The sequence below is a fragment of the Wenzhouxiangella marina genome, from assembly GCF_001187785.1.
GTDB lineage: Bacteria > Pseudomonadota > Gammaproteobacteria > Xanthomonadales > Wenzhouxiangellaceae > Wenzhouxiangella > Wenzhouxiangella marina.
On record NZ_CP012154.1, the window covers coordinates 349489 to 374317 of the forward strand.

Here is a 24829-nt window from a genome sequence, read left to right on the forward strand (position 1 = left end):
CGCCACCGGGCACGCCTCTTGTCCGGACGGATACCCGAAGACTTCATCGAAACCCTCCTCGAGCGGATCGATATCGCCGAAGTGATCGGCCATCGCGTCCAGCTCAAGAATGCCGGCCGCGGTGAATTCAAGGGCCTCTGCCCGTTTCATAACGAGAAGACTCCCTCCTTCACGGTCAGTACCGACAAGCAGTTCTATCACTGCTTCGGCTGTGGCGCCCATGGCACAGCCATCGGGTTCCTGATGGAAAACGACGGCCTCGAGTTTCCTGCGGCCATCGAAGAATTGGCGCATATGGTGGGTCTCGAGGTCCCTCGCGAGGGCGGGGCGCAAGCGCCTGCGCGCAAGAACGACCGTCTCTACCTGGCTCTGCAGGAAGCCCAGACCTGGTTTCGCCACCAGCTGGCGGCCAGTGAGCCGGCGCGCGACTATCTGAAGCAGCGTGGCTTCGACAAGGCCACCGTCGATGAATTCGGCGTCGGCTGGGCGCCCCAGAGCTGGCAGGGCCTGTCCGACCATCTGAGTCGCGAGGGTTTCAAGCCGGCCGAGCTCGAGGCCGCCGGTCTGGTGACACGCAAGAACGATCGCATCACCGACAAGTTTCGCGGTCGCATCATGTTTCCTATCCACGACCGCCGCGGACGCGTGATCGCCTTCGGCGGTCGGGTGATCGACGATGGCCAGCCGAAGTACATGAACTCGCCGGAAACGCCGGTCTTTCACAAGGGGCGAGAGCTCTACCGCCTGCACCAGGTCCGCCGCGGTGGCCTGCCGTCGCGCATCCTGGTGGTCGAGGGCTACATGGACGCGGCCGCCCTGCATCAGTTCGGCTTCCCCGACGCCGTCGCCACCCTGGGCACGGCGGTGACGCCGGACCACCTCGAGGCCCTGTTTCGGGCCACGCCCCTGGTGGTGTTCTGCTTCGACGGCGACCGGGCCGGCCGCCAGGCGGCCTGGCGCGGGCTCGAGGCGGCGTTGCCGCAGATGAAGGACAACCGCGAGCTGCGCTTTCTGTTCCTGCCCGAGGGCGAGGACCCGGACAGCCTGGTGCGCGAGCAGGGCAAGGAAGCGCTTGAGGCCCTGATCGACCAGGCCCAGCCCCTGTCGGACTTCTTTTTCGATCACTTCGCCGCCGAGCTCGACCTGCGCTCTCTCGATGGAAGGGCGCGCCTCGTGGCCCTGGCCGAGCCGCATCTGGACAGGCTTCCGCCCGGTCCCTTTGCCGATCTGATGCGTGCGGAGCTCAAGTCGCGGGCTGGTCATTCGGGACGCGCGGTGGCGTCTTCACCGGCTCCGATCCGACGGCCGAGCGGTCTTGATGACGATCGCCCGCTGACCCCGGTACAATACGCGGTCGCCTTGCTCGTGCAGCGCCCTGAACTGGCGACGAGCGATGCGGTCTATCTGCTGGAGAGCCTGGGATCGATCAAGGGCCTGAATTTCCTTCAGGAATTGATTGACTTTTGCCGCGAAAGGCCCCACCTTTCCACGGCTAAGCTTCTTGAGCTGTGGCGCGAGCGTCCGGAACAGCCCTGGCTGGCCCGGTTGGCCGCGCGTGACGTGTGTCAGGAAGCAGAACAGATGCCGGCGGCACTGGCGCAAACCCTGGCCAGAATCCGCCGTATGCAGGTACAGGCACGCGTCCGCGAGCTCCAGCAGGCCCAGATGAACGAAGGGGGGCTGGATGGAACCAGGGCCGCCGAATTGCGCGAGTTGTTGAGCTTGCGCCTGGAAGACAGTGACCAACCGAATTAGTAGTTGATATGGAAAACGCACCTCGTCCCTCACAGCTCAAGCAGTTGATCGAAAAAGGCCGCGAACAAGGCCAGTGGTTGACCTATGCCCAGGTCAACGACCATCTGCCCGATGACATCGTCGATCCGGAACAGATCGAAGACATCATCAACATGATCAACGACATGGGCATCAAGGTCTTCGAGGAAGCGCCCGAAGACGCCGATGCCCTGATCCTGAACGACTCGGCCAGCTCCGACACGGATGACGAAACCGCTCAGCAGGAGGCGGAAGCCGCCCTGGCCGCGGTCGAATCCGAGCTCGGACGCACGACCGACCCGGTGCGCATGTACATGCGCGAAATGGGGTCCGTCGATCTGCTGACCCGCGAAGGTGAAATCTCGATCGCCAAGCGCATCGAGGACGGCCTCAATCAGGTCAACATGGCCCTGTCACGCTTCCCTGGCACCGTCGCCGCCCTGCTCGAAGAGGCCGAGGTCTGGAAGGCGGGCAACCAGCGTCTGAACGAGCTCGTGTCCGGTTTCATCGACCCGACCCTGCTCGCCGAGATGGACCTCATCTCGGAAGACACGATGGAAGCGGCCGTGGCCGAAGAGGCCGAGTACGCCGACGAAGAGGACGAGGACGACGACAAGCCGGCCCCGACCGTCAACACGGGCCCGGACCCGGAGCAGGTCGCCCAGTTCTTCGACGAGATGAGTCGCTTGCACGAAAGCTTCATCAAGCTCTACGACCGCTACGGTCCGAACGGCAAGAAGACCAACGAACTCAAGGACCAGATTTCCGAGCAGTTCATGCGTCTGAAGCTGCCGCCGCGGATGTTCGACCACCTGATCGACCGCATGCGCTTCCACGTCGCCATCATCCGCGACATCGAACGCCGCATCATGTCGATCTGCGTCGAGCGCGCCGGCATGCCGCGCAAGGAGTTCATCAAGAGCTTCCAGGACAACGAGTCCGATCCCGAGTGGCTGGCCGGCCTGGTCAAGCGCCAGACCAAGTGGGGCCGCGCCCTGAAGGATTACCAGGACGAGATCGCCGAGCTGCAGGAGCGCTTGGCCAAGTTCGAGACCGCCCAGCGCGTCTCGATCGCCGAGCTGCGCGAATTGAACCGATCCATGTCGATCGGTGAGGCCATGGCCCGCCGCGCCAAGAAGGAAATGGTCGAGGCCAACCTGCGACTGGTGATCTCGATCGCCAAGAAATACACCAACCGCGGTCTGCAGTTCCTGGACCTGATCCAGGAGGGCAACATCGGCCTGATGAAGGCCGTCGACAAGTTCGAATACCGCCGCGGCTACAAGTTCTCGACCTACGCCACCTGGTGGATTCGTCAGGCCATCACCCGCTCGATCGCCGACCAGGCGCGCACGATCCGCATCCCCGTGCACATGATCGAGACGATCAACAAGCTCAACCGCGTCTCCCGCCAGATGCTGCAGGAGATGGGTCGCGAGCCGACCCCGGACGAGCTGGCCGAGCGCATGGAAATGCCCGAGGACAAGGTCCGCAAGGTGCTCAAGATCGCCAAGGAGCCGATCTCCATGGAGACGCCGATCGGCGACGACGAAGATTCGCATCTGGGCGATTTCATCGAGGACGTCAACATCCTCTCGCCCGTCGACACGGCCACCACCACCGGCCTGACCGACACGGTGCAGAAGGTCCTCGGCGGCCTGACCCCGCGCGAAGCCAAGGTGCTGCGCATGCGCTTCGGCATCGACATGAACACGGACCACACCCTCGAGGAAGTGGGCAAGCAGTTCGACGTCACCCGCGAGCGCATCCGTCAGATCGAAGCCAAGGCCCTCAGAAAGCTGCGCCACCCGACCCGCTCGGAGCAGCTGCGGAGCTTCCTCGACCTCGAATAAGTTCGAGCGCCGAAAGGCGGCCTCTCGCGGAGACGCAGAGAAAGTCAGGAAAAAGGGGTGCTTCGGCGCCCCTTTTTCATTGCGTTGCCTGACAGCTTCGAGGGCCATGCCCCGAACATTCCCGTCCGGCCGACGACCGAAACCCGCCGTCCACACCACGCCTGACCGAAGCCCCGACGTAGGTCGGGCCAGTGCAGGTCGGAGGCGTAGCGCGATTGGCCGGAGGCCAGAAGCGCTGCGCCGAAGACCGACCGCGCGTGCGCCCGACGGACCATGCGCCCGCTATCTCCGTCAACCCGACGATCCAGCCCGCCATCCGCACCACGCTTGACCGACGCCCCGACGTAGGTCGGGCCCACGCGCCCGACGGTCCATCTCTCAGCCATCTCCGCAAACCGGACGGCGCAATCGCGCAGCCTTCGCGAAGAACCCGACGCACGCATATTGCAGCCATCGCCGGCCACCCTACAGCCGATGGTTCCCCAACACGCTGCGCCCGATGAGCACCCGGTCAGGAATCGTCGAATCAACGCAGCGCGGGCTCCGTTCGGTTTCATGTGCTGGCCGCGATATCCGCGCGTCGGGTTTTCGGTGGGGATTGCAGCATCTCGCCGTCGAGTTGTTGGAGATGGTTGGGGCATGGACCGTCGGGGACGTGGCCCCGACCTACCGTGGGCTTCGATCGGGCCTTGTCGATCGTGGGTTTGGCAACGGCATCCGGCAATCCGGGTTGCCTTCGTTCGGCATCGAGCCCAATGTAGGTCGGCCCAGCGCAGATCGGAGGCGTAGTGCGGTTGGCTGTAGGCCAGGTGCTCCAATGGCTGGAGAAACCTGGCAGCTCCGTCTGGGTTTGCCGATCCGTACCACGCTCATTCGAAGCCCATCGAGTAGGTCGGCCCCACGTGGCCGACGGTCCATCTCTCAGCCATCTCCGCAAACCCGACGGCGCAATCGCGCAGCATTAGCGAAGAACCCGACGCAAGCATATTGCAGCCATCGCCGGCCACCCTACAGCCGATGGTTCCCCAACACGCTGCGCCCGATGAGCACCCGGTCAGGAATCGTCGAATCAACGCAGCGCGGGCTCCGTTCGGTTTCATGTGCTGGCCGCGATATCCGCGCGTCGGATGTTCGGTGGGGATTGCAGCATCTCGCCGTCGAGTTGTTGGAGATGGTTGGGGCATGGACCGTCGGGGACGTGGACAGTGGCCCCGACCTACCGCAGGCTTCGATCGGGCGCTGTCGATCGTGGGTTTGGCAACGGCATCCGTAAATCCGGGTTGCCTTCGTTCGACATCGAGCCCAATGTAGGTCGGCCTAGCGCAGGCCGGAGGCGTAGTGCGGTTGGTCGTAGGACCATACGCCCGCTATCTCCGTCAACCCGACTATCCAGCCCGCCATCCGCACCACGCCTGACCGAAGCCCCGACGTAGGTCGGCCCCACGTGGCCGACGGACCATGTTGCAGACATCTCCGTCGCCTCGACGACGAGATGATGAATCCACCACCAGGAACCCGACGCACGCATATTGCAGACCAAGTTGCAGACACCTCCGTAAACTTGACGGCTGAGCACCGGGGCTCGCACCACGCTCGGTAAAAGGCCGGCATGATCGGATTCCGCCTGCTTGTCTATCTCGTTTCTTGCCCCAAGCTCTTTGATGAGACGCCGGCCGATCGGATCGCTGATCGGGGAGTGAGGTCTCTGTAAGCGATTGGCTATAAATGCCCGTTGCCGTTATCAGGAGGGTTTCATGAACAAGCCGTGGTGGATTCGTTATTCCAGCCTTCTCGTACTTCTGGGTGGCCTGTCGCTGGGGCTGCATACACCGCCCGCGTCGGCGCAGCTGAGTCTTCCGCTGGACTATCCCGAGAGCATCTACCTGTGTCCCGCTTTTACGGAGGCCGATCGTGACAGCCATCGCTTTCCCTTCGGCCTGGGGCTGGATGGAAGGCGCCAGGACTTCGATCGTCTGTTCGAGGCGGAGCCCTATGTGGCCTTGGCCATGCTGTTGTTCGCGCCGGTGGAGGGCTGGTTGCAGTCGCACGCCGGTCGCGGGGGTGGGTCAGCGTCGTTCAATTTCGACGTCGATGCGCTCGACCTGAGTGTCGCCTTCGATGAACTGTTTGCTTCCTATCGGTCCGAGCGGGGTTTCTCCCTCGAGGCCTACGAGGGCTTCTGGTTGAACGTTGACCGCCTGATCGCGGCCGCCGACGCGAAGCTGGAGGGCAACATCGGAGTCCTGGTCGAGTTCTCCACCCCGGTCGATGTGGGCCCGGGGGACCAGGGCCGGATTCGCGTGCAGCTCGTTCAGGAGTTCATCGATGTCGAATCGAGGACCCTGCAGGCGCTGGAGGAGACTCGGCGCGTCTTCGATCTGTTTCTTGATGAACCCGGCTCGACCTCGTTTCCCATCATGAGCCGTTACGGCGTCAGCGCCGATGCCAGGCTCCATGCCTTCGAACTGAAGCCGGTTTCGCTGTTGCAAGACGTCGGTCCGCGATAGGTGCTGGTTTCCGTCGAGCGTTGCCTGTGAACCGCCTTCGTCTTGCGATTGCATTGCTTGTTGGCTTCGCTCTGCTGCTGGCGTGGCTTTTTCGGCTGCAGGGTCCGGCACCGATGCCTCCGCCCCAGGGCGCGCCCGCAACGTCCGTCCCGGCGCTCGAGCCGATGCTGTCGGACTCGAGCGATGCGCTTGTGCTCGAGTCCCCGGAATCCGCTCCAATATCGAATTCGGCCCCGGAGCCTGGCCAGGCTCGCTCCGAGCCGACAGCGTCCGCTGACGACAGACGGCCCACCCTGCCACCCGCCGAAGCGGCCATGGCCGAATGGCGCGAAGCCACGCTGCAGGTGCCCATGCGCGTGCGCGATGCCGTTGTTCGGATGAGCGACGAGGAACTTCGGGCCCTGGCGGAAGCCGGCGATCCCTTCGCCCAGTTCGAGTTCGGGGTACGTCTGGCGCACAACCGCGACCGGGGTGTCGAGGGCATCGAGTGGTTCATGGAGGCAGCCTCTCAGGGCAGCATCGAGGCGGCCCAGCAGATTGCGATGATCTACCTGGCCGGGGCCGGCGGGGTCGAGCGGGACCGGCTGGCAGCGGTCGCCTGGCTGCAGGTCGCGCAGGCGATGGGAGATTGGACAGCAATGTACCCTGGCTATAACCTCCGGCGCGAGTTCAGTCGTGAAGAGCTCATGCTCCTCGACATCTTCGAATCCGAGCTGCTGCAGGAGCTCAACCGTCGGCATGTCGAACGGACGGGTCAGCCGCTGCCTTATCGCCCTCGACCGGGAACGGACCAGCTTCTGGATCCAGGCGACGGCTAGCTCCGGCCTGCGCCGTGCCCGATCGAAGCCGCGACGAGTAGGTCGGGCTCACACGCCCGACGGACCATGTCCCTGTCCATCTCTCAGCCATCTCCGCAAACCCGACGGCGCAATCGCGCAGCATTAGCGAAGAACCCGACGCACGCATATTGCAGCCATCGCCGACCACCCTACGGCCGATGGTTCCCCAACACGCTGCGCCCGATGAGCACCCGGTCAGGAATCGTCGAATCAACGCAGCGTGGGCTCCGTTCGGTTTCATGTGCTGGCCGCGATATCCGCGCGTCGGGTTTTCGGTGGGGATTGCAGCATCTCGCCGTCGAGTTGTTGGAGATGGTTGGGGCATGGACCGTCGGGGACGTGGCCCCGACCTACCGTGGGCTTCGATCGGACGTTGTCGATCGTGGTTTTGGCAACGGCATCCGTAAATCCGGGTTGCCTTCGTTCGACATCGAGCCCAATGTAGGTCGGCCCAGCGCAGATCGGAGGCGTAGTGCGGTTGGCCGGAGGCCAGAAGCGCTGCGCCGAAGACCGACCGCGTGTGCGCCCGACGGACCATACGCCCGCTATCTCCGTCAACCCGACGATCCAGCCCGCCGTCCACACCACGCCTGACCGAAGCCCCGAGGTAGGTCGGGCCCACGCGCCCGACGGACCATGTTGCAGACATCTCCGTCGCCTCGACGACGAGATGATGAATCCACCACCAGGAACCCGACGCACGCATATTGCAGCCATCGCCGACCACCCTACGGCCGATGGCTCCCCAACACGCTGCGCCCGATAGGTACCCGGTCTGGATCGTCGAATCAATGCAGGACCATGTCCCAGCGATCTCCGTCAACGCGACGATCGACAAGACGATCGACGCCCCCGGACCCCTTCAGAAGGTCCGGCTTCTGACCGTCTCCACCAGCACCTCGACGTGCTCCGGCGGCACCTCGGGGGTGATCCCGTGGCCCAGATTGAAGATATGGCCCGGGCCGTCGCCGAAGCTGTCGAGGACGCGGCGGGTCTCGGCCTGGATGATCTCCGGGCTGGTCAGTAGCACTGCGGGGTCGAGGTTGCCCTGCAGGGCCACGCGATGGCCGACGCGCTCGCGCGCTTCGCTCAGGTCCATGGTCCAGTCCACGCCCAGGCCCTGGCAGCCCGTGTCGGCGAGTAGCTCCAGGTGCTGGCCACAGCCCTTGCCGAACAGGATCAGCGGGGTGTCAGGGCAGCGCTCCTTCAGCCGGTCGACGATGCGCTGCTGCGAGGCCAGGGAATAGTCCCGATACAGCGTTGGCGACAGGGCACCGCCCCAGGAGTCGAAGATCATCAGGGCATCGGCGCCGGCCTCGACCTGGGCGGCGAGGTAATCGGCGGTGGTGTCGGCCAGGTGGTTCATCAGCTGATGGGCGGCCTCGGGCGCGCCGAGGAGCAGCTTCTTGGCGTTGGCGAAGTCCTTGCTCGAGCGACCCTCGATCATGTAGGTGGCCACGGTCCAGGGGCTGCCGGCGAAGCCGATCAGGGGCGTGCCCTCGGGCAGGTCCCGGCGGATCAGGCGCACGGCCTCCATGACATAGCCCGTGTCGTCTTTGGGGTCCGGCGTGGGCAGGGCGGCGACGTCGTCGGGCGTTCGCACGGGACGCTCGAAGTAGGGGCCTTCGCCGGCCTGGAAACCCAGCCCGAGCCCCATCGCGTGCGGCAGGATCAGGATGTCGGAAAACAGGATCGCCGCATCGAAGCCGTAGCGTTCGATCGGCTGCAGCGTGACCTCGCAGGCGAGCTCCGGGTTGCCGGCCAGCTTCAGAAAGCTGCCGGCCTTGGCGCGGGTGGCGCGGTATTCCGGCAGGTAGCGCCCGGCCTGGCGCATCAGCCACATCGGGCGGCGTTCGGTGGGCTCGCGCCGAAGCGCCTTCATGAACAGGGAGTCTTTGATCGAAGAACTAGAAGTCATTGCAGTGTCCTGAACTCCTAAAAAAATGCATTCACCACAGAGGCACGGAGACACGGAGAAAAAGAAATTTGATCACTTTTCTCTCTGTGTACTCTGTGCCTCTGTGGTGAGTCTGTTTTTGAATTTGACTTTGTTTTTTCGTCACTTGACCAGCACTTCGCGGATATCGTCAGCCGGGCAGGGTGTGACGCTGGCCTGTCCGATGTCGTCGAGCAGGATCAGGCGGATCTGGTCGGCCCGGTTCTTCTTGTCCAGGCGCATCAGGTTGAGCAGGCGGTCGGGGTCGGCATCGGCCGGCAGGCGGGTGTCGAGGCCGAGTCGCTGGAGCAGCCTTTCGAGGCGGTCGCTGGTGCCGGTCGGGCAGCGGCCCAGGAATTCGCTCAGGCGGGCGGCCAGGACCATGCCGATGGCTACCGCTTCACCATGGCGATAGCGCTGGTAGGCGGTGAAGGTCTCCAGGGCATGGCCGAAGGTGTGGCCGAAGTTCAGCAGGGCGCGCTGGCCGGCCTCCTTCTCGTCGGCGGCGACCACTTCGGCCTTGTTGCGCACCGACTGGTAGACCGCTTCGACCAGGGCGTCGGGGACGCGAGCGGCCAGGGCGTCGGCGCGGGCGTCCAGCCAGGCGAAGAAACCCGGGTCGCGGATGGCGCCGTACTTGACCACTTCGGCCAGGCCGGCCCGATAGTCGCGCTCGTCGAGGGTCTGCAGCGTATCGAGGTCGGCGATCACGGCAGCGGGCTGGTGGAAGGCGCCGATCAGATTCTTGCCCTGGGGGTGATTGACGCCGGTCTTGCCGCCGACCGCCGCGTCGACCTGGGCGAGCAGGGTAGTCGGCATCTGGATCACGCGAATGCCGCGCATGTAGCTGGCCGCGGCAAAGCCCGCCATGTCGCCGACCACGCCACCGCCGAGGGCGAGAATGGTCGCGTCGCGCTGGGCCTTCAGCTCGACCAGTTCATCGAGGATGCGTTGCCAGCTGGCGACCGTCTTGTATTCCTCGCCGGCTGGCAGAATGATCTTGCGCTTGTGCTGGATCCTGCTCAGGGTCGGGCGCAGTCGATCCAGATAGTGCTTCGCGACGTTCTGGTCGCTGACCACCAGCACTCGGCCTTCGAGGTGGCGGTCGAGGATGCTGGTCATGCCCAGCAGGCCCTGACCGACGTAGACCGGGTATTCGCCCCCGGCATGACGAACCTGGATGACTTTCATCTAAGGGCTTCCCTGGTTCAGGTGGGCACGGATCTGCTGTTCGGCTCGGGCGGCCATCTGCACGGGCACGACGTTGTCGGAACGGATCACCAGATGGGCGCATTCGGCGTACAGGGGGTCGCGCTCCCTGGCCAGCCGCTGCAGTCGTTCTTCCCGATCAGGAGCCTGTAGCAGGGGTCGGCGCTGGTCCTTCTCCAGCCGCCGAATCTGCTGATCGACCCGGGTCTTCAACCAGACCACCAGACCGCGCTCGCGCAGCAGGCGGCGATTCTCCGCGTCGAGGATGCTGCCACCGCCCGTGGCCAGCAGCACGTCATCGCGCTGGGTCAATTCGTCGAGCATGGCCTGCTCGCGGGCGCGAAAGCCCTGTTCGCCTTCGATGTCGAAGATCGTACGGACTTCCACGCCGCAGCGGCGCTCGATGGCCTGGTCGAGGTCGATGAATTCCAGACCCAGACGTTCGGCCAGAAACCGGCCCACGGTGGTCTTGCCCGATCCCATCGGACCGATCAGGAAGATGCGCGGCATGAGCGTCGGTGAATCCGTGCGGGACGTCGTTGGTAACAGCACGCATGCTACCACGTTCGCTTCGATTCGCCGGGCCTCGCGTGTCGGCCTGGACGTGACAAGTCGGTGGCGGGCATTTGCTAAACTGCCGCTTCCTGTTGCTGGCTTTCGTGTGCCCCGATGCTGCGTTTTTCCATCCTGTTCGTGGTTCTGATTCTCGGCCTGTTCACGATCGAAGTGCTCAAACCCGTGCAGGACCATGTGATCCTGCCGTTCACGGCGGTCATCGCTCATATCAGCGTGTTCATCATCGAATTGTTCGACGATGGGGTGACCTCGGCCGGCAAGCAGATCTGGGACAACGCGACGGGCTTCGGCATCAGCATCGAGCCCGGTTGCAACGGGGTCGAAGCCCTGATCATCCTGTTCGCGGCGATCTTCGCCTTTCCCGCCTCGTTCAAGCGCAAGCTGATCGGCTTCTTCATCGGTTTCGTGGCCATCCAGGGCCTCAACCTGGTTCGCATCATCAGCCTGTTCTACATGGGCCAGTGGAACATGACCTGGTTCGAGTGGTTCCACCTGTATCTCTGGCAGGCCCTGATCATCCTCGATGCCCTGGTGGTCTGGCTGATCTGGCTGAGAACCCTGCCGCCGCGTGAAGGGCCCCCGCGAAACGATGATCCGGGTGCCGGCAACGACGATCTGGCCACGGCCAACTCATGAAGCGCCTCCTGATCGCCGGCTGCGGTGATCTGGGGCAACGCCTGGCGGATCGACTGGACCCGGACCTCTGGGAGGTCACCGGACTCCGTCGTGATCCTTCTCGCCTGCCATCCCGAATCCGTCCCCTGGCGGCTGACCTGACGCGCCCTGCAACGCTCGCGGGTCTTGCGTCCGACTACGATGCGATCGTCTATCAGGCCACACCTCCCGAGCGCAGGCCGGAGGCGTATCGGGCCATCTACGTCGAGGGCCTTCGCCACCTGCTCGCGGCAAGCCGCTTCCGTGACCTGATCATGGTCTCGAGCACGGCCGTCTATGGCCAGGACGATGGCGCCTGGGTCGATGAGGAGTCCGCCACCGAGCCCGCTGGCTTCAACGGCAGGATCCTGCTCGAAGCGGAGGCACTGGCGCGGGAGGCCGGCGGTCGCGTCCTGCGCTGTTCCGGCATCTACGGCCCGGGCCGGACCTGGTTGCTGCGCCAGCTCGCCGGCGGTCAGGCGCGGTGCCGAGAACGGCCACCAGAGTGGACCAATCGGATACATGCCGACGATGTGGCGGGCGTATTGGCCCATCTGCTCGAACGACCGGACCTGGGCCCCGTGCTCTGCGCCAGCGACGATCGACCCAGCCCCCGATGCGAGGTGCTGGACTGGTTGGCCGCCGAGCTCGGCCTCGCCGCCCCCCGGCGCGATCCCGACGGAGCCGGAGCTGCCGGCAAGCGCATCCGCAACCAGCGCCTGCGAGACAGCGGTTACGACTTCATTCACCCCGACTACCGCTCGGGCTATCGAGAACTGATCGAGGAGCAATCATGAATCAGCAAATGACCGAAGCCATGCTGCAGCGTTTCCGGGAAGGTTTCGAGCGCGCCAGGGCGGCCAATCTGCCCGAGCCGACGGCCATGAACCTGTCCACGGTGGATGCGGAAGGTCGGCCCGCGGCGCGCACGGTGCTGCTCAAGGACGCCGACCTGGACGGCTTCGTGTTCTACACCAACCTGAACTCGCGCAAGGGCCGCCATCTGGCCCAGTGCCCGCATGTGTCACTGGTGTTCTGGTGGCGCGAGCTGGAAGAACAGGTGCTGGTCGATGGCGTGGCCGAACCGGTCAGCCCGGTCGAGGCCGATGCGTACTTCGCGAGCCGGCCGCGAGGCAGCCAGATCGGCGCCTGGGCCTCGCGTCAGTCCCAGGCCCTGGAAAGCCGCCAGGAGCTGCTCGATCGCATCGCCGAGATCGAGGCCCGTTTCGAAGGCCGTGAGGTCCCGCGGCCGGAACACTGGTCGGGTTTCCGAGTCCGTCCGCGCCGCGTCGAGTTCTGGTACGGGCGGGAATTCCGCCTGCACGAGCGCGTGTGTTTCGAGTTGAGTGACGGGGTCTGGAACGAGACGCTGCTGTATCCATGAGCAGGGTTCGTCGGGCGCCCGAGCATGGTTATTCAGAGCTTCCCTACCCGATCTCGCCTTCGGTCGGCCTCTACGGACGCTTCGGGGCTGGCTTCCTGTAGCGGTCGAGGTCGCGTTGGATCCAGTCGGTGGCGAGGGATTTCCAGGGCTCTTCGGCCAGTGATCGGGGTTCGTACATGCCGGCGCCGCGACGCTGGCGCTCGGCTTCGTACAGCACCAGGGCGGTAGCGACCGAGACATTGAGCGACTGCGCCATGCCGTGCATCGGGATGGCGATGTGTTCATCGACCAGCGTGGCGGTTTCGTCGCTGACGCCGAATTTTTCCGTGCCCAGAACAATCGCCGTGGGTTTCGTGTAGTCCGGCGTGCGAAAGTCGATCGCCTGCTCGGAAAAATGCGCCGCGTACAGGCGGAAGCCCTGTTGCTTGAGTGCCTTCAGGCCTTCTGCGCTGTCCCGATGGCGCACCAGCTCGATCCATCGCTGGGCACCGCCGGAGGTGTGGTTGAGCTTGGGCAGGGTGCCTCCGGCGGGTACGGCATGGGCGCGCATGATGCCGACGGCATCGCAGGTGCGCAGAACGGCGGAGACGTTGTGCGGTTTGTGCACCCGCTCCATGAACACGGTCAGGTCGGGTTGCCGGCAGGCAGCGATGGCCTCGATCCGGGCTTTGCGTTGCGGGGTCATCCGGGTATGGTAGCGCCAATGAGCTGCCTGCGCCCCTTCGGATGGATCCTGCTGCTGTGCCTGAGCGCATCACTGTCTGCTCAGGACGATCCCGATTTCACCCGCCTGACGAGCCTCCTCTCCGAGACTCTGGCCCAGGCCGGACCGGCGCGGCAGACCGGAGATCGGAGCGAAATGTACCGCTACACCGACGATGGCTGGGAGATGCAGCTGCTCGCGGCCTGGTCGGGTCAGCGCTGGCTGCTGCTGGCCGCCCACCTCGATCATCCCGAGCGCCGGGTCGGCAGCCCCGGCCGGTGGGAGGAGCGCTATCGCGAGCTACTGCGGGCCTATGCGCCGGAGTGGTTGGAGCGCCTGCCGCTGCCCGATCTGTTCGAAGTGCCGCCGCCCGGCTACAACCCCGCCGTGCCCGGCGAAGTTCGCAGCCGGCGCTTCACCTGGCAGGGCTATTGGTACGAGGCGCGCTGGATCAACAGCGGTGGGGTCGACGACGATGCCGAGTGGTCACTGGTCAGCTACGATCTGGTCGCGCAGCCGCCGCCCGAGGACACGCAGGGCGATTCAGGTCTGAATTGAGGCGAGGACCTCGAGAACCTGCTCGCCGTAGCGATCGAGCTTGTGGCGTCCGACGCCGCTGATGCCCGCCAGCTCGTCCAGAGACTCGGGTTCCGCTTCGACGATGGCCGCCAGCGTGGCGTCATGAAAGATCACGTAGGGTGGCACGCCTTCTTCACCGGCCGTGGCCGTGCGCCACTGGCGCAGGGCCTGCCAGAGCGGTGATCCGGTGTCGACGTCGGCTCGCGCCTTGACGGCGCGCTTGCGACCGGCCGGCCGGATGTCCTCGCGCAGGGTGAGTTTCTGCTCGCCGCGGAGCAGTTCGCGGCAGCTGTCGTCGAGCACCAGACCGCCGTGGCCTTCGGGATCCGGGCGCAGGTAGCCCAGGGCCAGCAGCTGGCGGACGACCGAATGCCAGGTGGCCTTGTCGTGCTCGGTGCCGATGCCGTGGACACTCAGCTGATCGTGGCCGAACTGGCGCATGCGATCACTGTCCTTGCCGAGCAGCACGTCGACCAGGTGTCCGGCGCCGAAGCGCTGGCCGGTGCGGTAGACGCAGCTCAGCAGTTTGCGCGCGGCTTCGGTGGCATCCCAGGTCGTGGGCGGGGTCTGGCAGTTGTCGCAGTTTCCGCAGTGCCCGGGGTGGGTCTCGTCGAAGTAGGCGAGCAGGGCCGGGCGCCGGCACCCGGCATGTTCGCAGTAGGCCAGCAGGGCTTCGAGGCGTTCGCGCTCGAGACGCTTCTGCGCTTCGCCGGCGCCGGACTGATCCAGCAGCTGGCGAATCTGCACGATATCGGCCAGGCTGTAGACCATCCAGGCATCGGCGGGCAGGCCGTCGCGGCCGGCGCGCCCGGTCTCCTGGTAATAGGCCTCCATGCTCTTGGGCAGGTCGAGGTGGGCGACGAAGCGCACGTCGGGCTTGTCGATGCCCATGCCGAAGGCGATCGTGGCGCAGATGACCAGACCGTCCTCGCGGATGAAGCGATCCTGGTGCTGCCGCCGCTCTTCGTCGCCGAGCCCGGCATGGTAGGGCAGGGCGCGAACGCCATTGCCGCTCAGCCAGGCCGCCGTCTGCTCGGTCTTGCGGCGCGAAAAGCAGTAGACGATGCCGGACTCGCCGGCGTGCTCGTTCTGGATGAAACTCAGCAGCTGCTCGCGCGCGCGGTGCTTCAGGCCGACGCGGTAGCGGATGTTCGGCCGGTCGAAGCTGTCGATGAAGGTCTCGGCCTCGGCGGGCAGCAGGCAGCGCCGGATCTCGGCCCGGGTGCGCTCGTCGGCGGTGGCCGTCAGGGCCAGGCGCGGCACGTCCGGAAAGCGCTCGCCCAGCACCCCCAGCTTCAGGTATTCGGGTCGGAAGTCGTGTCCCCATTGGGAGACGCAGTGGGCCTCGTCGATGGCGATCAGGGACAGCTCGGTCTGCTCGAGCAGACGCAGCATCGGCTCGCGCAGCAGGCGTTCCGGAGCGATGTAGATCAAGTCCAGGCGACCTTCGACCAGGTCGCGCTCGGTCTGCTGGCGCGTGGCCGCGTCCAGACTGGAGTTCAATACGGCGGCGGCCACGCCGTTGTGGGTCAGGGCTTCGACCTGGTCTCGCATCAGGGCGATCAGCGGTGAGACCACGACGGCCGTGCCCCGCCGTGCCAGGGCCGGAATCTGATAGCACAGGGACTTTCCGCCACCCGTGGGCATCAGGACCAGGGCATGGCGGCCGTCGATGATGGAGTCGACGATCGCGCGCTGCTGGCCACGGAAGGCCTGGTAGCCGAAGACCCGCTCCAGGATTCGTTGCGGGTCGCGTTCCGGGGTGGTGCTGCTCATGGGGTTCTCGTCAAGCCGCTTCGGATGAGACAGCTTGCCGCGAGGCGATTCGAGCGGCATCGGCTGATTGCGGTGCACTGACGTAGGACATCGGCTCGAATCAACCCAGATTCAGGCGTTCGGCGGCCTGGTCGGCACGTTCGACGCGCGCTTTCAGCGCGTCCTCGCCCGCGGCCCGCTGGCCGGCGAATTCCGGCCAGCCCTGGCCGTGCTTGCGGCACAGATTGGCCAGCAGCTTGACGTGGGCCGGGCTGTCGTTCAGGCAGGGAATGTATTCGAGTTCCTGACCGCCCGCCTCGATGAACTCTTCGCGATTCTCCTCGGCGATCTCCTCCAGGGTTTCCAGGCAGTCGATGGAAAAGCCCGGGCAGATGACCTGGACCCGCTTGACGCCGTTCTTCGCCATCGTGCGCAGAGTCTCGTCGGTGTAGGGCTTGAGCCACTCGGCCTTGCCCAGGCGCGACTGGAAGCTGAGCTTCCATTGGCTGTCGGGCATCTGCAGGCGCTCGGCGATCTGGCGTGCGCTGGCCTGGCATTGGCAGTAGTAAGGGTCGCCGGCCTGGAGATTGCGCTTCGGAATGCCGTGAAAGGAGAACAGCAGTTGATCGGCCTGGCCGTGCTGGCTCTGATGATCTCGAATGCTGGCGGCGATCGCGTCCAGCCAGTCCGGCTCGTTGCAGTAGTCATTGATGAAGCGGACTTCCGGCAGCCAGCGCAGGCGGCCGAGTGAGCGGGTCACTGCATCGAAGACCGAGGCCGTGGTCGTGGCCGAGTATTGCGGGTACAGCGGCAGGACCAGCAGCCGCTGGATGTTCTCGGCGCGCAGGCGGTCGATGGCCTGGTCGATGGAGGGCTGGCCGTAGCTCATGGCGAGCATGACATCGACCCGGGGCAGGGTCCTGTGCAACTCGCGCTGCAGTTCGTCGGCCAGGCGGCGGTTGTTGATCAGCAGCGGTGAGCCGTGTTCGGTCCAGATCGACGCATAGGCCCTGGCCGACTTCGGCGCGCGGAAGGGCAGGATGATGCCGTTGAGGATGAACCACCAGATCGGCTTCGGGACCTCGATCACCCGCGGATCGCTGAGGAACTGGCGCAGGTAGCGTCGCAGCGCGGGTGCCGTGGGCTCGTCCGGCGTTCCCAGATTGACCATCAGGATCGCTGCTCTCGGGGCCTTGCAGTGGGCCGGGACCTGGCGGGTGGCTTCGCGCGTGGTGATCAGCTTGGCTTTGCTCATTTCGTTTTCCGGGACCGAGTCTTCATCGATGACCACCATTCTACCGGCCGCGCAGTGAGCGCTGACGGTCTCCGGCGCGCCGCCCCGAGGCTGTGGGCTTTTGACGCGGACTCTGCTATGCTTCTGGCCCCAGTCTCGGATGGAAATGCCCGACGTGCGTAGCGCACCCATGGCCCTGCTTCGTTCGCTTGCCCTGCTCGCCCTTCTGGCGTGCAGTGTTCTCGCGTGGGCGGGGCCTTATGGTCTGGCGGTCAATTCCCGTGGCAACGAAGTCGATTCACAGCGCGTGGACGCGCTATGGCGAGTCGATCTGGCCACCGGCGAGGCGGAGTACATCGGCTGGACCGGCTTCTTCGATCTGGAGGGCCTGGCCCTGGATGCCTCCGGCACCCTGTTCGGTGCCGACGATGACAGCAAGACCCTGGTCCGGGTCAGTCAGACTTCCGGTCTGGCCATCCCGGTCGGCGGACAGACCAATCGCTCCAACATGGGCGTGGCCCAGTCTGAAAACCTCGATTTCGGGATGGCCATGGATTGTTCGGGGCGTGCCTGGGTCATTTCGAGCGGTCAGCAGCGATTGTTCCGGGCCGACCTGGCTTCCGGTGAATTGACGGCCGTCGGTGAGGCCGGCGACCTCGGTGCGCCGATCTCCGATCTGGCCATCATCGGTGACCGTGCCTACGGCATCGGCGTGGGACTGGACGCGGCTGGCCGCGCGCTGGCCCCCAACCTGTATTCGATCGACCTGAACTCCGGCTCCGCACAGCTGGTCGGCCCGCTCGGCGACGCGGCCTTGCCCTACAACAACGCCGGGCTGGCCTTCGACGAAGACGGAGTGCTCTGGGCGATCACCGATCGTCGGGCCGTTCCGGGTGGCGATTTCCCCAGCGCGATTCTGCGCATCGACCCCGAATCGGGGCGAGCCGAACAGGTGGCCGAGACCATCGTCGGCTTCGAATCCCTGGCCGTGAGTTCGCCGGTCGGTTGCGGCCTGGCAGGGGCCGGATCCCCGCTGGCCGTTCCCGCGCTGTCACCGGCCGCCATATTGAGCCTGATGCTCGTACTGCTCGGCCTGGCCGTCGTGCAGCTGCGCAGTCGCCACAGCTGATACACTGACGAACCACGGCCACTTCGAGTTCTACCGCCATGCCTATCAGCCCGTTTCAACTGGTCATCATTCTTCTGATCGTCCTACTGGTCTTCGGCACCAAGAAGATTCGCAGCCTGGGCAGTGATCTGGGCGGCGCGATCCGCGAGTTCCGCAAGGGCGTGGGCGAAAATGCCGACGACGATCAGAATCGCTCCGACGCCGGATCCGATTCCTCGGACCAGTCTCCCAAGAATCCCTGATCGCTCCCGATGGGGAACATCGGCTTCACCGAGCTGATGCTGCTTGCCGTGATCGCCCTGCTGGTGGTCGGGCCGCGTCGGCTGCCCGAGCTCGCCCGCGGAGTGGGCAAGATGCATCGCATGGCTTCCGGTGCCTGGCAGAACCTGCGCCGGGAGTTCCAGGCCGAGCTCGATAACGAGCACAATCGCCGCATCATGGAGGCCGCGCGCAAGGCGCGCGCCGACGTCGAGGCGGCCGTGACGGGCAAGGAAATCACTCGCGATCAGCCGGGCGCCAGCAAGGATGTGGAGCGTGAGCGAGACGAGTGAGACCGATCGCGAGCTGACCCTGATCGAGCACCTGCTCGAACTGCGCGGTCGCGTGCTCAAGGCCCTGCTGGCCGTCACCGTGGCGGTGCTGGTGCTGGTGCCCTTCTCGCGGCCACTCTACACCCTGTTTTCCGAGCCCCTGGTGCGTCAGCTGCCGGAAGGCTCGAGCATGATCGCGATCGACGTGACCTCGCCGTTCTTCGCGCCCTTCAAGCTGGTCATGCTGCTCGGCATCCTGTTGGCCATGCCGGCCGTGCTCTATCAGCTCTGGGCTTTCGTGGCCCCAGGCCTGTATCGCCACGAACAGCGCCTCGCCCGCCCCCTGCTGGCGGCCTCGGTGCTGCTCTTCTACGCGGGCTGTGCCTTTGCCTATTTCGTGGTGTTTCCGGTGATCTTCGCCTTCTTCACGGCGATGGCGCCGGAGGGCGTGTCGGTGATGACCGACATCAATCGCTACCTCGATTTCGTGCTGACCCTGTTCATCGCCTTCGGCGTCGCCTTCCAGGTGCCGGTCGCCACGATCGTGCTGGTCGCCATCGGCGTGGTCACGCCCCAGGGACTGGCGCGCGTTCGTGGCTACGTGGTGATCGGGGTGTTCACGGTGGCCATGCTCGTCACCCCACCCGACATGTTCTCCCAGACCCTGCTGGCCCTGCCGGTCTGGCTGCTCTACGAGCTGGGCATCGTGATGTCGCGGGTGCTGGTACGCCCGAGCGCCGAAGCCACCGACTCCGGCGCGGACTGAATCGCCGCTTCAGGCGAGCAGCTGATCATCACCGGGGCCGGAATCCGGCCGTGGTTCCCATCCCCAGACGTCGCGAAAGGCCTGGTACTGGGCGCCCGTCAGCACCAGCTGAACGAACAGGGTGGCGGCCATCATGACCAGCTGGGCGAGAAAGGCACCGAACTGACCCAGGGCCAGGCTCAGGAAGGGCAGGACGATCGCCAGGATGATCCCCATGGCCATGCCGAGGGCGATGGTGGCCAGCAGCAGGCCCAGCATCGCCGTGAGATTCTGCAGGCAAGCGGTCAGACTGGCCGTGATCGAGCGTCCCATCGGCAGCCCGCCGAACATGACCAGGGGCACGGCAAAGAACAGGCAGGCCATGATGAACAGGAACAGGCTCATGGCCATCAACAGGCCCGGGCCGAAGCTCTGGCCGCTGAGCAGCTCGGCCAGGGCCTGAGGGTTGTCCAGGTTGGCCTCGAGCAGCGCGGGATCGATCTGCGCGGTCAGCCAGCCGACGAACAGCAGGGCCGCCAGGACCGTGCCCGCCAGGCTCACCACGCCCAGGCCGATCAGGCTGCCGCGCCGCCCCGGATCGGACCAGGCGGCAAACAGCATGCCCGGCGTGATCGCGGCGCCGACACCGAGTCGGTCGAAGGCCAGCATCAGTCCCGCGGTCAACAGCGGCGTCAGCACCATCAGGGTCAGCTGCCCGAGCAGGGGGATCAGCGAAGCCAGCAATGAAACCAGTAGCCAGAGTGACGCGACGCCGAGCAGGGGACGGACGTTGGCCGCCAGGCGTTCGGCGCCGGCCGGCAGCCAGGCCAGGCCGGTCCGGAAGCCGACGCGGCGAAGCATGGGCCCGCTCATCGCGGCTCCGAATGATCGACGGCGGCCTGGAGCAGACGCTCGGCCGACCAGCGGGGTGCCTTGCTGAGCGCCTCGTGGACCTCCTCGGGCTCGTCGATCGTCTGCCAGAGATCGAGATGCGTCTGACTCATGAAACGCTCGCGCACGCTCTGGGCGAGGAAGTCTAGCAGGCCATCGTAGTAGCCATTGGTGTTGACCAGAACGATCGGGCCCAGAAACTGTCCCAGTCGCTTGAGCGTCATGACTTCGAAGACCTCCTCGAAGGTGCCGCAGCCCCCGGGCAGGGCGATCACGGCCTGGGAGTCCGTGAGCATGCGCGCCTTGCGCGTGTGCATGTCGGGCACGATCTCCAGCGAAGTGATGCCTTGATGTCCCTGTTCGACCTGTGTGAGAAACTCGGGGATGATGCCATGGACTTCGGCACCGGCATCCATCGCGGCATCGGCCATGGCGCCCATCAGTCCGCGGCTGCCGCCGCCGTAGAGAATGCCGATGCCGGCCTCGGCCAGGGTCCTGCCCAGGCGAGAGGCGGCGTCCAGGTAGGCAGGAGCGAGCGCCTGGCTGGAGGCTGCGTAGACCGTGACTCGTTCAATGGACATGAGCTTTCGAGAGGATCGATGGAAACGCATCATTGTAAACGCCGGCGTGTGAGCCCGGCACCCGGTCTGGCGGCCCTGCTGCTGAGCCTGTTGTTGACCGCCTGCGGCTCCGAGCCGGCTTCGGGCCCGGAGCTGGCCCCGGGGCAGGGTGAGTTTCTGCGCTGGTGTGCCTCCTGTCATGGCAATGCCGGCGAGGGCAAGCCCCCGGCCTTTCCGCCGCTGGCCGGCTCCGAGTGGCTGCAGCTGCCCGATCGAGGCCTGGGCATGATCGTGCTCTACGGCCTGCGAGGCGAGATCGAAGTGGCCGGCCAGACCTATCGCGGCTACATGCCGCCGATGAGCCATCTGCCCGATGAGGACATCGCGGCCATCCTGGCCTTCATTGGTGATCAATGGGCAGATCGCGAGATCTCGCTGACGGCAGCGGACGTCGCGGCCCTGCGCGAAGCCGAGGACACCCGTCCGCTCAACGGCCGGGAAGGTCTCGAAGCCCGTCTGGAGATGGGCGAATGAATGCCGCCTTGCCGGGTCGGAATGGTCCGCCGGTGGCCTTCATCCTGATCGGGATCACGGTGCTGGCCTACTTTCTGGAGATGGCCAACGTCGGCCCGGTGATCATGAATTTCGCGCTCTGGCCGGTGAGTCATCCCTACTTCATGCCCTGGCAGCTGGTCAGCTATGGCTTCCTGCACGGTGGCCTCGGGCACCTGTTCTTCAACATGTTCGCCCTGTACATGTTCGGGCTGCCGATCGAGCGGGCCTGGGGGACGCGCCGATTTCTGATCTTCTATTTCGTCTGCATGGTCGGCGCCGGCCTGGTCCAGCTGCTGGTCACGGCCCTGACGGGTGAGGTCTACCACACGATCGGCGCCTCCGGAGCGGTGTTCGGCCTGCTGCTGGCCTTCGGCATGATGTATCCGAACAGCATGATCATGCTGCTGATTCCGCCGATCCCGATGAAGGCCAAGTACTTCGTGATCATCTATGGAGCGCTGACCCTGTTCTTCGGCATGACCGGGACGATGTCCGGGGTGGCGCATTTCGCGCATCTGGGTGGCATGCTCTTCGGCCTGGGCCTGATCCTCTACTGGGGACGACAGGACTATCATCGCCGCCGGCGATTCTGAGGCCGCGTCTTCGGCTCAGCTCGAAGGCGCCTCGGCCTGTTCCCAGAGCAGGATGGCGCGCTTTCTCAAACGCCCGCCCGAGTATTGACCGAAATCGCCGGTCTGCCGCAGCACGCGGTGACAGGGAATCAGCAAGGGCACCGGGTTGGCCCCGACGGCCGTGCCGACGGCACGGCTGGCGCCCGGGGCGCCGATGGCCGACGCCAGCTCGCCATAGCTGATCATCCGACCGGGCGGGATGCGCAGCAGTGCCTCCCAGACCCGGATCTGGAAATTGCTGCCCAGAACGGCCGCCTTCGGTGGTGTCGCCTCGCCGCGCAGGCTGGCGAGAATGCGATCGAAGGTGGCCCGGGTGCGCTCCGGGGCCTCGGTCAGGGCGGCCTGAGGCCAGCGCTGAGCGATTTTTGCGGCGACCTGCAATCGGGAATCCTCTGCCACGAAATCGAGCAGGCAGACGCCGCGTGGGCTCTCGGCGATCAGGCAGTGGCCGAAGGGCCCCTCGTGCAGTCCCCAGACCAGATCCAGCCCCTGTCCGTTGCGAGCAATCTGGCCCGGCGTGGCGCCGTCCACCGTGACCATCAGATCGTGCAGCCGCCCCGGCCCGGACAGGCCGCTGTCCAGTGCAGTGTCGAGCAGCGGCGTCTGCGCGATCAATTGCTTGCGGGCATGCGTGGCGGTCAGGAATTCGACCAGACGTTTCGGGGTGATGCCGGCCCAGCGCCGGAAAAGACGGTGAAAGCGCGAGCTCGACAGACCGATCGCCCCGGCCATGGCCTCGACCGAGGGCTGCTCCCGCCAGTGTTCCTCGATCCAGGCGATGGCCCGTTCGATGCGCTGATAGTCGTTCATGCCGTCAGATTAGGGTGCGTTTACAGGCCAGACAACCCGAATCCTGCCTTCACGGTCGGGCGATACATTGGCCGGATGGTGTTCCTTGCAAAACCACTGGTGATCGTCGGCCTGCTGTGGGCCTTGCCGATGGCCGGGGCGGTCGCCTCCGTCGATCGCATCGTCGAAGCGGCGGAAGAGCTGGATCGCCTGCATGCCCTGATCGTCCTGCAGGACGGAGTGGTCGTGCTCGAACACGTGCAGGGAGGCCCGGGGCTCGATCGGCCGGCGAATCTCAAGTCGGTTTCCAAGACCGTGATGTCGACCCTGGTCGGCATGGCCATCGAGCGGGGTCTGATCGAAGGCGTGGATCAATCCCTGGCCGAGCTGCTGGGCGAGCGCTTTCCCGCTGCGGCCACGCCGGGCGCTGAAGGGATCACCGTGGACCATGCCCTGTCCCTGCGGGCCGGCCTGGCCAGCACCTCCGGGCGGAATTACGGGCGCTGGGTGCAGAGCGAGGACTGGGTGGCGCACGTGCTGACCCGTCCGATGAGCGACCGACCGGGTGGCCGGATGATCTATTCCACCGGCCCGACCCATCTCCTGTCGGCGGTGCTGGCCGAGGTCAGCGGGCGTTCCACCGAGGCCCTGGCCCGCGACTGGTTGGGCCAGCTCGGGATTCGCCTGGGCTACTGGCCCAGCGATCCACAGGGCATCGCATTCGGCGGCAATGACATGCACATCAGCCCCCGTGACCTGGCCAGGCTCGGCGAATGGTATCGCCTCGGTGGCGAGCTGGATGGTCGGCGCGGGCTGAACCGGGACTGGATCGATGCGTCCTGGCAGCCCCGCGGCACCTCGCCCTGGTCGGGAGATGACTACGGCTATGGCTGGTTCGTCACCGAGCTGGCTGGCCAGACGGCGTACTACGGCCGTGGCTATGGGGGGCAGGCCCTGTTCGTTCTGCCCGATGCGGCCATGACCGTGGTCATTACCTCCGACCCCAATCCACCCTCGCCCGGCGGGCGCTACTTCGGGCGCTTGAAGCGTCTGGTCGAGGTGGCCGTGAGGACTCAGGCCGGGTCGGCCAGCCAGTCCCTGGGTCTGAGGTAATCGTTCAGGGCGGCTTCCGGGCTGCCCGGTTCGGGCTGCCAGTCATAGCGCCAGTGGGCCACGGCCGGTAGCGACATCAGGATGGACTCGGTCCGGCCCCCGGACTGCAGTCCGAACAGGGTGCCGCGGTCATAGACCAGATTGAACTCCACGTAGCGGCCCCGTCGATAGCGCTGGAACTCGACTTCGCGCTCACCGTAGGGCGTGTGCTTGCGTCGCTCGACGATCGGTGGGTAGGCGGCGAGATAGCCATCACCGACGGCGCGCAGGTAGGCGAAACTCTGGTCAAAACCCCATGCATTCAGGTCATCGAAGAACAGGCCGCCGACGCCGCGCGTCTCGCCACGATGCTTGAGGTAGAAGTAATCGTCGCACCAGCGCTTGTGTTCGGCATAGACCGATTCGCCAAAGGGCCGGGTCAGGATCTCGGCGGCCCGGTGCCAGTCGCGGCAGTCTTCATCGAAGGCATAGACCGGGGTCAGGTCGAAGCCGCCGCCGAACCACCAGACCGGCGGCTCGCCGTCCTTCTCGGCAATGAAGAAGCGCACGTTCGCGTGGCTGGTCGGGCAGTAGGGATTGCTCGGATGCATGACCACCGAAACGCCGACGGCCTGGAAGCTTCGCCCGGCCAACTCAGGTCGACGCGCGCTGGCAGCCGGCGGCAGGGCATCACCATGGACGTGCGAGAAGTTGACGCCGCCCTTTTCGAACACCGCACCGTTCTCGAGCACGCGAGTCCGTCCGCCGCCGCCCTCCGGTCGCTGCCAGGCATCCTCGTGAAAGCGCCCGTCACCGTCGCAGGCTTCGAAGGCAGCGCACAGGCGATCCTGCAGATCCGTCAGATAGCGGTGCACCGCCATCAGGTCTGGGGCAGACATGTTCG

General features: G+C 65.6%; 23 protein-coding genes and 2 pseudogenes. 15 read left to right on the top strand and 10 right to left on the bottom strand.

Going from position 1 to position 24829, the window contains the following annotated elements; translation table 11 throughout:
- Nucleotides 1–18: 18 nt before the first annotated feature.
- The 4 genes from dnaG (at nt 19) to WM2015_RS01455 (ending at nt 6951) form a co-directional block, all read left to right on the top strand.
- Nucleotides 19–1755, top strand: coding sequence for a DNA primase (gene dnaG / locus WM2015_RS01440; RefSeq protein WP_049724362.1), 1737 nt, complete (start codon nt 19–21; stop codon nt 1753–1755).
- Between the two features lie 8 nt (nt 1756–1763).
- A complete protein-coding gene (rpoD, locus tag WM2015_RS01445; protein ID WP_049724363.1) occupies nt 1764–3626 on the top strand; it encodes an RNA polymerase sigma factor RpoD in 1863 nt (620 codons plus the stop codon).
- A 1754-nt stretch (nt 3627–5380) separates the two neighbouring features.
- Nucleotides 5381–6133 (top strand): hypothetical protein, encoded by a 753-nt coding sequence (locus tag WM2015_RS01450; RefSeq protein WP_049724364.1) that lies wholly within the window; start codon nt 5381–5383, stop codon nt 6131–6133.
- Nucleotides 6134–6447: 314 nt separating this feature from the next.
- A complete protein-coding gene (locus WM2015_RS01455; protein ID WP_049724365.1) occupies nt 6448–6951 on the top strand; it encodes a tetratricopeptide repeat protein in 504 nt (167 codons plus the stop codon).
- Between the two features lie 883 nt (nt 6952–7834).
- On the opposite strand, the gene hemE is transcribed toward WM2015_RS01455, so the two are convergent.
- From hemE to WM2015_RS01470, 3 genes are all read right to left on the bottom strand, one after another.
- A complete protein-coding gene (gene hemE, locus WM2015_RS01460; RefSeq protein ID WP_049724366.1) occupies nt 7835–8890 on the bottom strand; it encodes a uroporphyrinogen decarboxylase in 1056 nt (351 codons plus the stop codon).
- A gap of 141 nt (nt 8891–9031) precedes the next feature.
- A complete protein-coding gene (gene aroB, locus WM2015_RS01465; RefSeq protein WP_049724367.1) occupies nt 9032–10099 on the bottom strand; it encodes a 3-dehydroquinate synthase in 1068 nt (355 codons plus the stop codon).
- On the bottom strand, nt 10100–10627 hold the full coding sequence (locus WM2015_RS01470) for a shikimate kinase (RefSeq protein ID WP_049724368.1): 528 nt from the start codon (nt 10625–10627) through the stop codon (nt 10100–10102).
- A gap of 141 nt (nt 10628–10768) precedes the next feature.
- Between WM2015_RS01470 and xrtH the strand changes: the two are divergent.
- The 3 genes and pseudogenes from xrtH to pdxH all read left to right on the top strand — a co-directional run.
- Nucleotides 10769–11329, top strand: a pseudogene (gene xrtH, locus WM2015_RS01475) (exosortase H); the annotation flags it as partial.
- Complete coding sequence (locus WM2015_RS01480) at nt 11326–12144, top strand: SDR family oxidoreductase (RefSeq protein ID WP_049724370.1); 819 nt, start codon at nt 11326–11328, stop codon at nt 12142–12144. The pseudogene xrtH and the gene WM2015_RS01480, both read left to right, overlap by 4 nt.
- A complete protein-coding gene (pdxH, locus tag WM2015_RS01485; RefSeq protein WP_049724371.1) occupies nt 12141–12731 on the top strand; it encodes a pyridoxamine 5'-phosphate oxidase in 591 nt (196 codons plus the stop codon). Before WM2015_RS01480 ends, pdxH begins: the two co-directional genes overlap by 4 nt.
- 70 nt (nt 12732–12801) lie before the next feature.
- Here the strand turns inward: pdxH and trmH are convergent, their stop codons facing one another.
- Nucleotides 12802–13416, bottom strand: coding sequence for a tRNA (guanosine(18)-2'-O)-methyltransferase TrmH (trmH, locus tag WM2015_RS01490; RefSeq protein WP_049724372.1), 615 nt, complete (start codon nt 13414–13416; stop codon nt 12802–12804).
- Between the two features lie 18 nt (nt 13417–13434).
- On the opposite strand from trmH, the gene WM2015_RS01495 reads away from it, so the two are divergent.
- On the top strand, nt 13435–13992 hold the full coding sequence (locus WM2015_RS01495) for a hypothetical protein (RefSeq protein ID WP_049724373.1): 558 nt from the start codon (nt 13435–13437) through the stop codon (nt 13990–13992).
- On the opposite strand, the gene recQ is transcribed toward WM2015_RS01495, so the two are convergent.
- Both recQ and hemH read right to left on the bottom strand, forming a co-directional pair.
- Nucleotides 13978–15789 (bottom strand): DNA helicase RecQ, encoded by a 1812-nt coding sequence (gene recQ / locus WM2015_RS01500; protein WP_049726931.1) that lies wholly within the window; start codon nt 15787–15789, stop codon nt 13978–13980. The two genes, WM2015_RS01495 and recQ, sit on opposite strands and share 15 nt — an antisense overlap.
- Before the next feature lie 100 nt (nt 15790–15889).
- On the bottom strand, nt 15890–17023 hold the full coding sequence (gene hemH, locus WM2015_RS01505) for a ferrochelatase (RefSeq protein ID WP_082169815.1): 1134 nt from the start codon (nt 17021–17023) through the stop codon (nt 15890–15892).
- Nucleotides 17024–17177: 154 nt separating this feature from the next.
- On the opposite strand from hemH, the gene WM2015_RS01510 reads away from it, so the two are divergent.
- The 4 genes and pseudogenes from WM2015_RS01510 to tatC all read left to right on the top strand — a co-directional run.
- The gene (locus tag WM2015_RS01510; RefSeq protein ID WP_156200744.1) at nt 17178–18131 is read left to right on the top strand and encodes an NHL repeat-containing protein; all 954 of its coding nucleotides are present in this window, start codon (nt 17178–17180) and stop codon (nt 18129–18131) included.
- 38 nt (nt 18132–18169) lie between these two features.
- Nucleotides 18170–18373 carry a twin-arginine translocase TatA/TatE family subunit gene (gene tatA, locus WM2015_RS16180; RefSeq protein WP_049724375.1) on the top strand — a complete coding sequence of 68 codons (204 nt, stop codon included), beginning with the start codon at nt 18170–18172 and terminating at the stop codon, nt 18371–18373.
- A 9-nt stretch (nt 18374–18382) separates the two neighbouring features.
- Nucleotides 18383–18682, top strand: a complete 300-nt coding sequence (gene tatB, locus WM2015_RS01520) for a Sec-independent protein translocase protein TatB (RefSeq protein ID WP_049724376.1) — start codon at nt 18383–18385, stop codon at nt 18680–18682.
- A pseudogene (gene tatC / locus WM2015_RS01525) lies at nt 18657–19403 on the top strand (twin-arginine translocase subunit TatC); the annotation flags it as partial. The gene tatB and the pseudogene tatC, both read left to right, overlap by 26 nt.
- Before the next feature lie 33 nt (nt 19404–19436).
- Here the strand turns inward: tatC and WM2015_RS01530 are convergent.
- Together WM2015_RS01530 and WM2015_RS01535 are read right to left on the bottom strand one after the other, a co-directional pair.
- On the bottom strand, nt 19437–20267 hold the full coding sequence (locus WM2015_RS01530; RefSeq protein ID WP_049724378.1) for a BPSS1780 family membrane protein: 831 nt from the start codon (nt 20265–20267) through the stop codon (nt 19437–19439).
- An 8-nt stretch (nt 20268–20275) separates the two neighbouring features.
- Nucleotides 20276–20878, bottom strand: a complete 603-nt coding sequence (locus WM2015_RS01535; RefSeq protein WP_049724379.1) for an LOG family protein — start codon at nt 20876–20878, stop codon at nt 20276–20278.
- 48 nt (nt 20879–20926) lie between these two features.
- Here WM2015_RS01535 and WM2015_RS01540 point away from each other — a divergent pair, with 48 nt between their 5' ends.
- Nucleotides 20927–21391 carry a c-type cytochrome gene (locus tag WM2015_RS01540; protein WP_049724380.1) on the top strand — a complete coding sequence of 155 codons (465 nt, stop codon included), beginning with the start codon at nt 20927–20929 and terminating at the stop codon, nt 21389–21391.
- Nucleotides 21388–22005, top strand: coding sequence for a rhomboid family intramembrane serine protease (locus tag WM2015_RS01545; protein WP_049724381.1), 618 nt, complete (start codon nt 21388–21390; stop codon nt 22003–22005). The genes WM2015_RS01540 and WM2015_RS01545 overlap by 4 nt, the downstream gene beginning before the upstream one ends.
- 15 nt (nt 22006–22020) lie before the next feature.
- Here WM2015_RS01545 and WM2015_RS01550 read toward each other — a convergent pair whose 3' ends face one another.
- Complete coding sequence (locus WM2015_RS01550) at nt 22021–22854, bottom strand: methylated-DNA--[protein]-cysteine S-methyltransferase (RefSeq protein WP_049724382.1); 834 nt, start codon at nt 22852–22854, stop codon at nt 22021–22023.
- A gap of 75 nt (nt 22855–22929) precedes the next feature.
- Here WM2015_RS01550 and WM2015_RS01555 point away from each other — a divergent pair, with 75 nt between their 5' ends.
- Nucleotides 22930–23946 (top strand): serine hydrolase domain-containing protein, encoded by a 1017-nt coding sequence (locus tag WM2015_RS01555; RefSeq protein WP_049724383.1) that lies wholly within the window; start codon nt 22930–22932, stop codon nt 23944–23946.
- Here the strand turns inward: WM2015_RS01555 and hemF are convergent.
- Complete coding sequence (gene hemF, locus WM2015_RS01560; RefSeq protein ID WP_049724384.1) at nt 23907–24824, bottom strand: oxygen-dependent coproporphyrinogen oxidase; 918 nt, start codon at nt 24822–24824, stop codon at nt 23907–23909. The genes WM2015_RS01555 and hemF overlap by 40 nt on opposite strands.
- Nucleotides 24825–24829 lie beyond the last annotated feature (5 nt).

Excerpts from the sequence above, each read along its gene's own strand:
- WM2015_RS01480 (WP_049724370.1), top strand. The coding sequence starts at position 11,326 with ATGAAGCGCCTCCTGATCGCCGGCTGCGGTGATCTGGGGCAACGCCTG.
- WM2015_RS01455 (WP_049724365.1), top strand. The coding sequence starts at position 6,448 with ATGGCCGAATGGCGCGAAGCCACGCTGCAGGTGCCCATGCGCGTGCGC.
- WM2015_RS01555 (WP_049724383.1), top strand. The coding sequence starts at position 22,930 with ATGGTGTTCCTTGCAAAACCACTGGTGATCGTCGGCCTGCTGTGGGCC.
- WM2015_RS01450 (WP_049724364.1), top strand. The coding sequence starts at position 5,381 with ATGAACAAGCCGTGGTGGATTCGTTATTCCAGCCTTCTCGTACTTCTG.
- hemF (WP_049724384.1), bottom strand. The coding sequence starts at position 24,824 with ATGTCTGCCCCAGACCTGATGGCGGTGCACCGCTATCTGACGGATCTG.
- pdxH (WP_049724371.1), top strand. The coding sequence starts at position 12,141 with ATGAATCAGCAAATGACCGAAGCCATGCTGCAGCGTTTCCGGGAAGGT.
- WM2015_RS01530 (WP_049724378.1), bottom strand. The coding sequence starts at position 20,267 with ATGCTTCGCCGCGTCGGCTTCCGGACCGGCCTGGCCTGGCTGCCGGCC.
- WM2015_RS01545 (WP_049724381.1), top strand. The coding sequence starts at position 21,388 with ATGAATGCCGCCTTGCCGGGTCGGAATGGTCCGCCGGTGGCCTTCATC.
- WM2015_RS01550 (WP_049724382.1), bottom strand. The coding sequence starts at position 22,854 with ATGAACGACTATCAGCGCATCGAACGGGCCATCGCCTGGATCGAGGAA.
- WM2015_RS01495 (WP_049724373.1), top strand. The coding sequence starts at position 13,435 with ATGAGCTGCCTGCGCCCCTTCGGATGGATCCTGCTGCTGTGCCTGAGC.
- recQ (WP_049726931.1), bottom strand. The coding sequence starts at position 15,789 with ATGAGCAGCACCACCCCGGAACGCGACCCGCAACGAATCCTGGAGCGG.
- hemE (WP_049724366.1), bottom strand. The coding sequence starts at position 8,890 with ATGACTTCTAGTTCTTCGATCAAAGACTCCCTGTTCATGAAGGCGCTT.
- trmH (WP_049724372.1), bottom strand. The coding sequence starts at position 13,416 with ATGACCCCGCAACGCAAAGCCCGGATCGAGGCCATCGCTGCCTGCCGG.
- rpoD (WP_049724363.1), top strand. The coding sequence starts at position 1,764 with ATGGAAAACGCACCTCGTCCCTCACAGCTCAAGCAGTTGATCGAAAAA.
- tatB (WP_049724376.1), top strand. The coding sequence starts at position 18,383 with ATGGGGAACATCGGCTTCACCGAGCTGATGCTGCTTGCCGTGATCGCC.
- WM2015_RS01470 (WP_049724368.1), bottom strand. The coding sequence starts at position 10,627 with ATGCCGCGCATCTTCCTGATCGGTCCGATGGGATCGGGCAAGACCACC.
- tatA (WP_049724375.1), top strand. The coding sequence starts at position 18,170 with ATGCCTATCAGCCCGTTTCAACTGGTCATCATTCTTCTGATCGTCCTA.
- hemH (WP_082169815.1), bottom strand. The coding sequence starts at position 17,023 with ATGAGCAAAGCCAAGCTGATCACCACGCGCGAAGCCACCCGCCAGGTC.
- WM2015_RS01535 (WP_049724379.1), bottom strand. The coding sequence starts at position 20,878 with ATGTCCATTGAACGAGTCACGGTCTACGCAGCCTCCAGCCAGGCGCTC.
- aroB (WP_049724367.1), bottom strand. The coding sequence starts at position 10,099 with ATGAAAGTCATCCAGGTTCGTCATGCCGGGGGCGAATACCCGGTCTAC.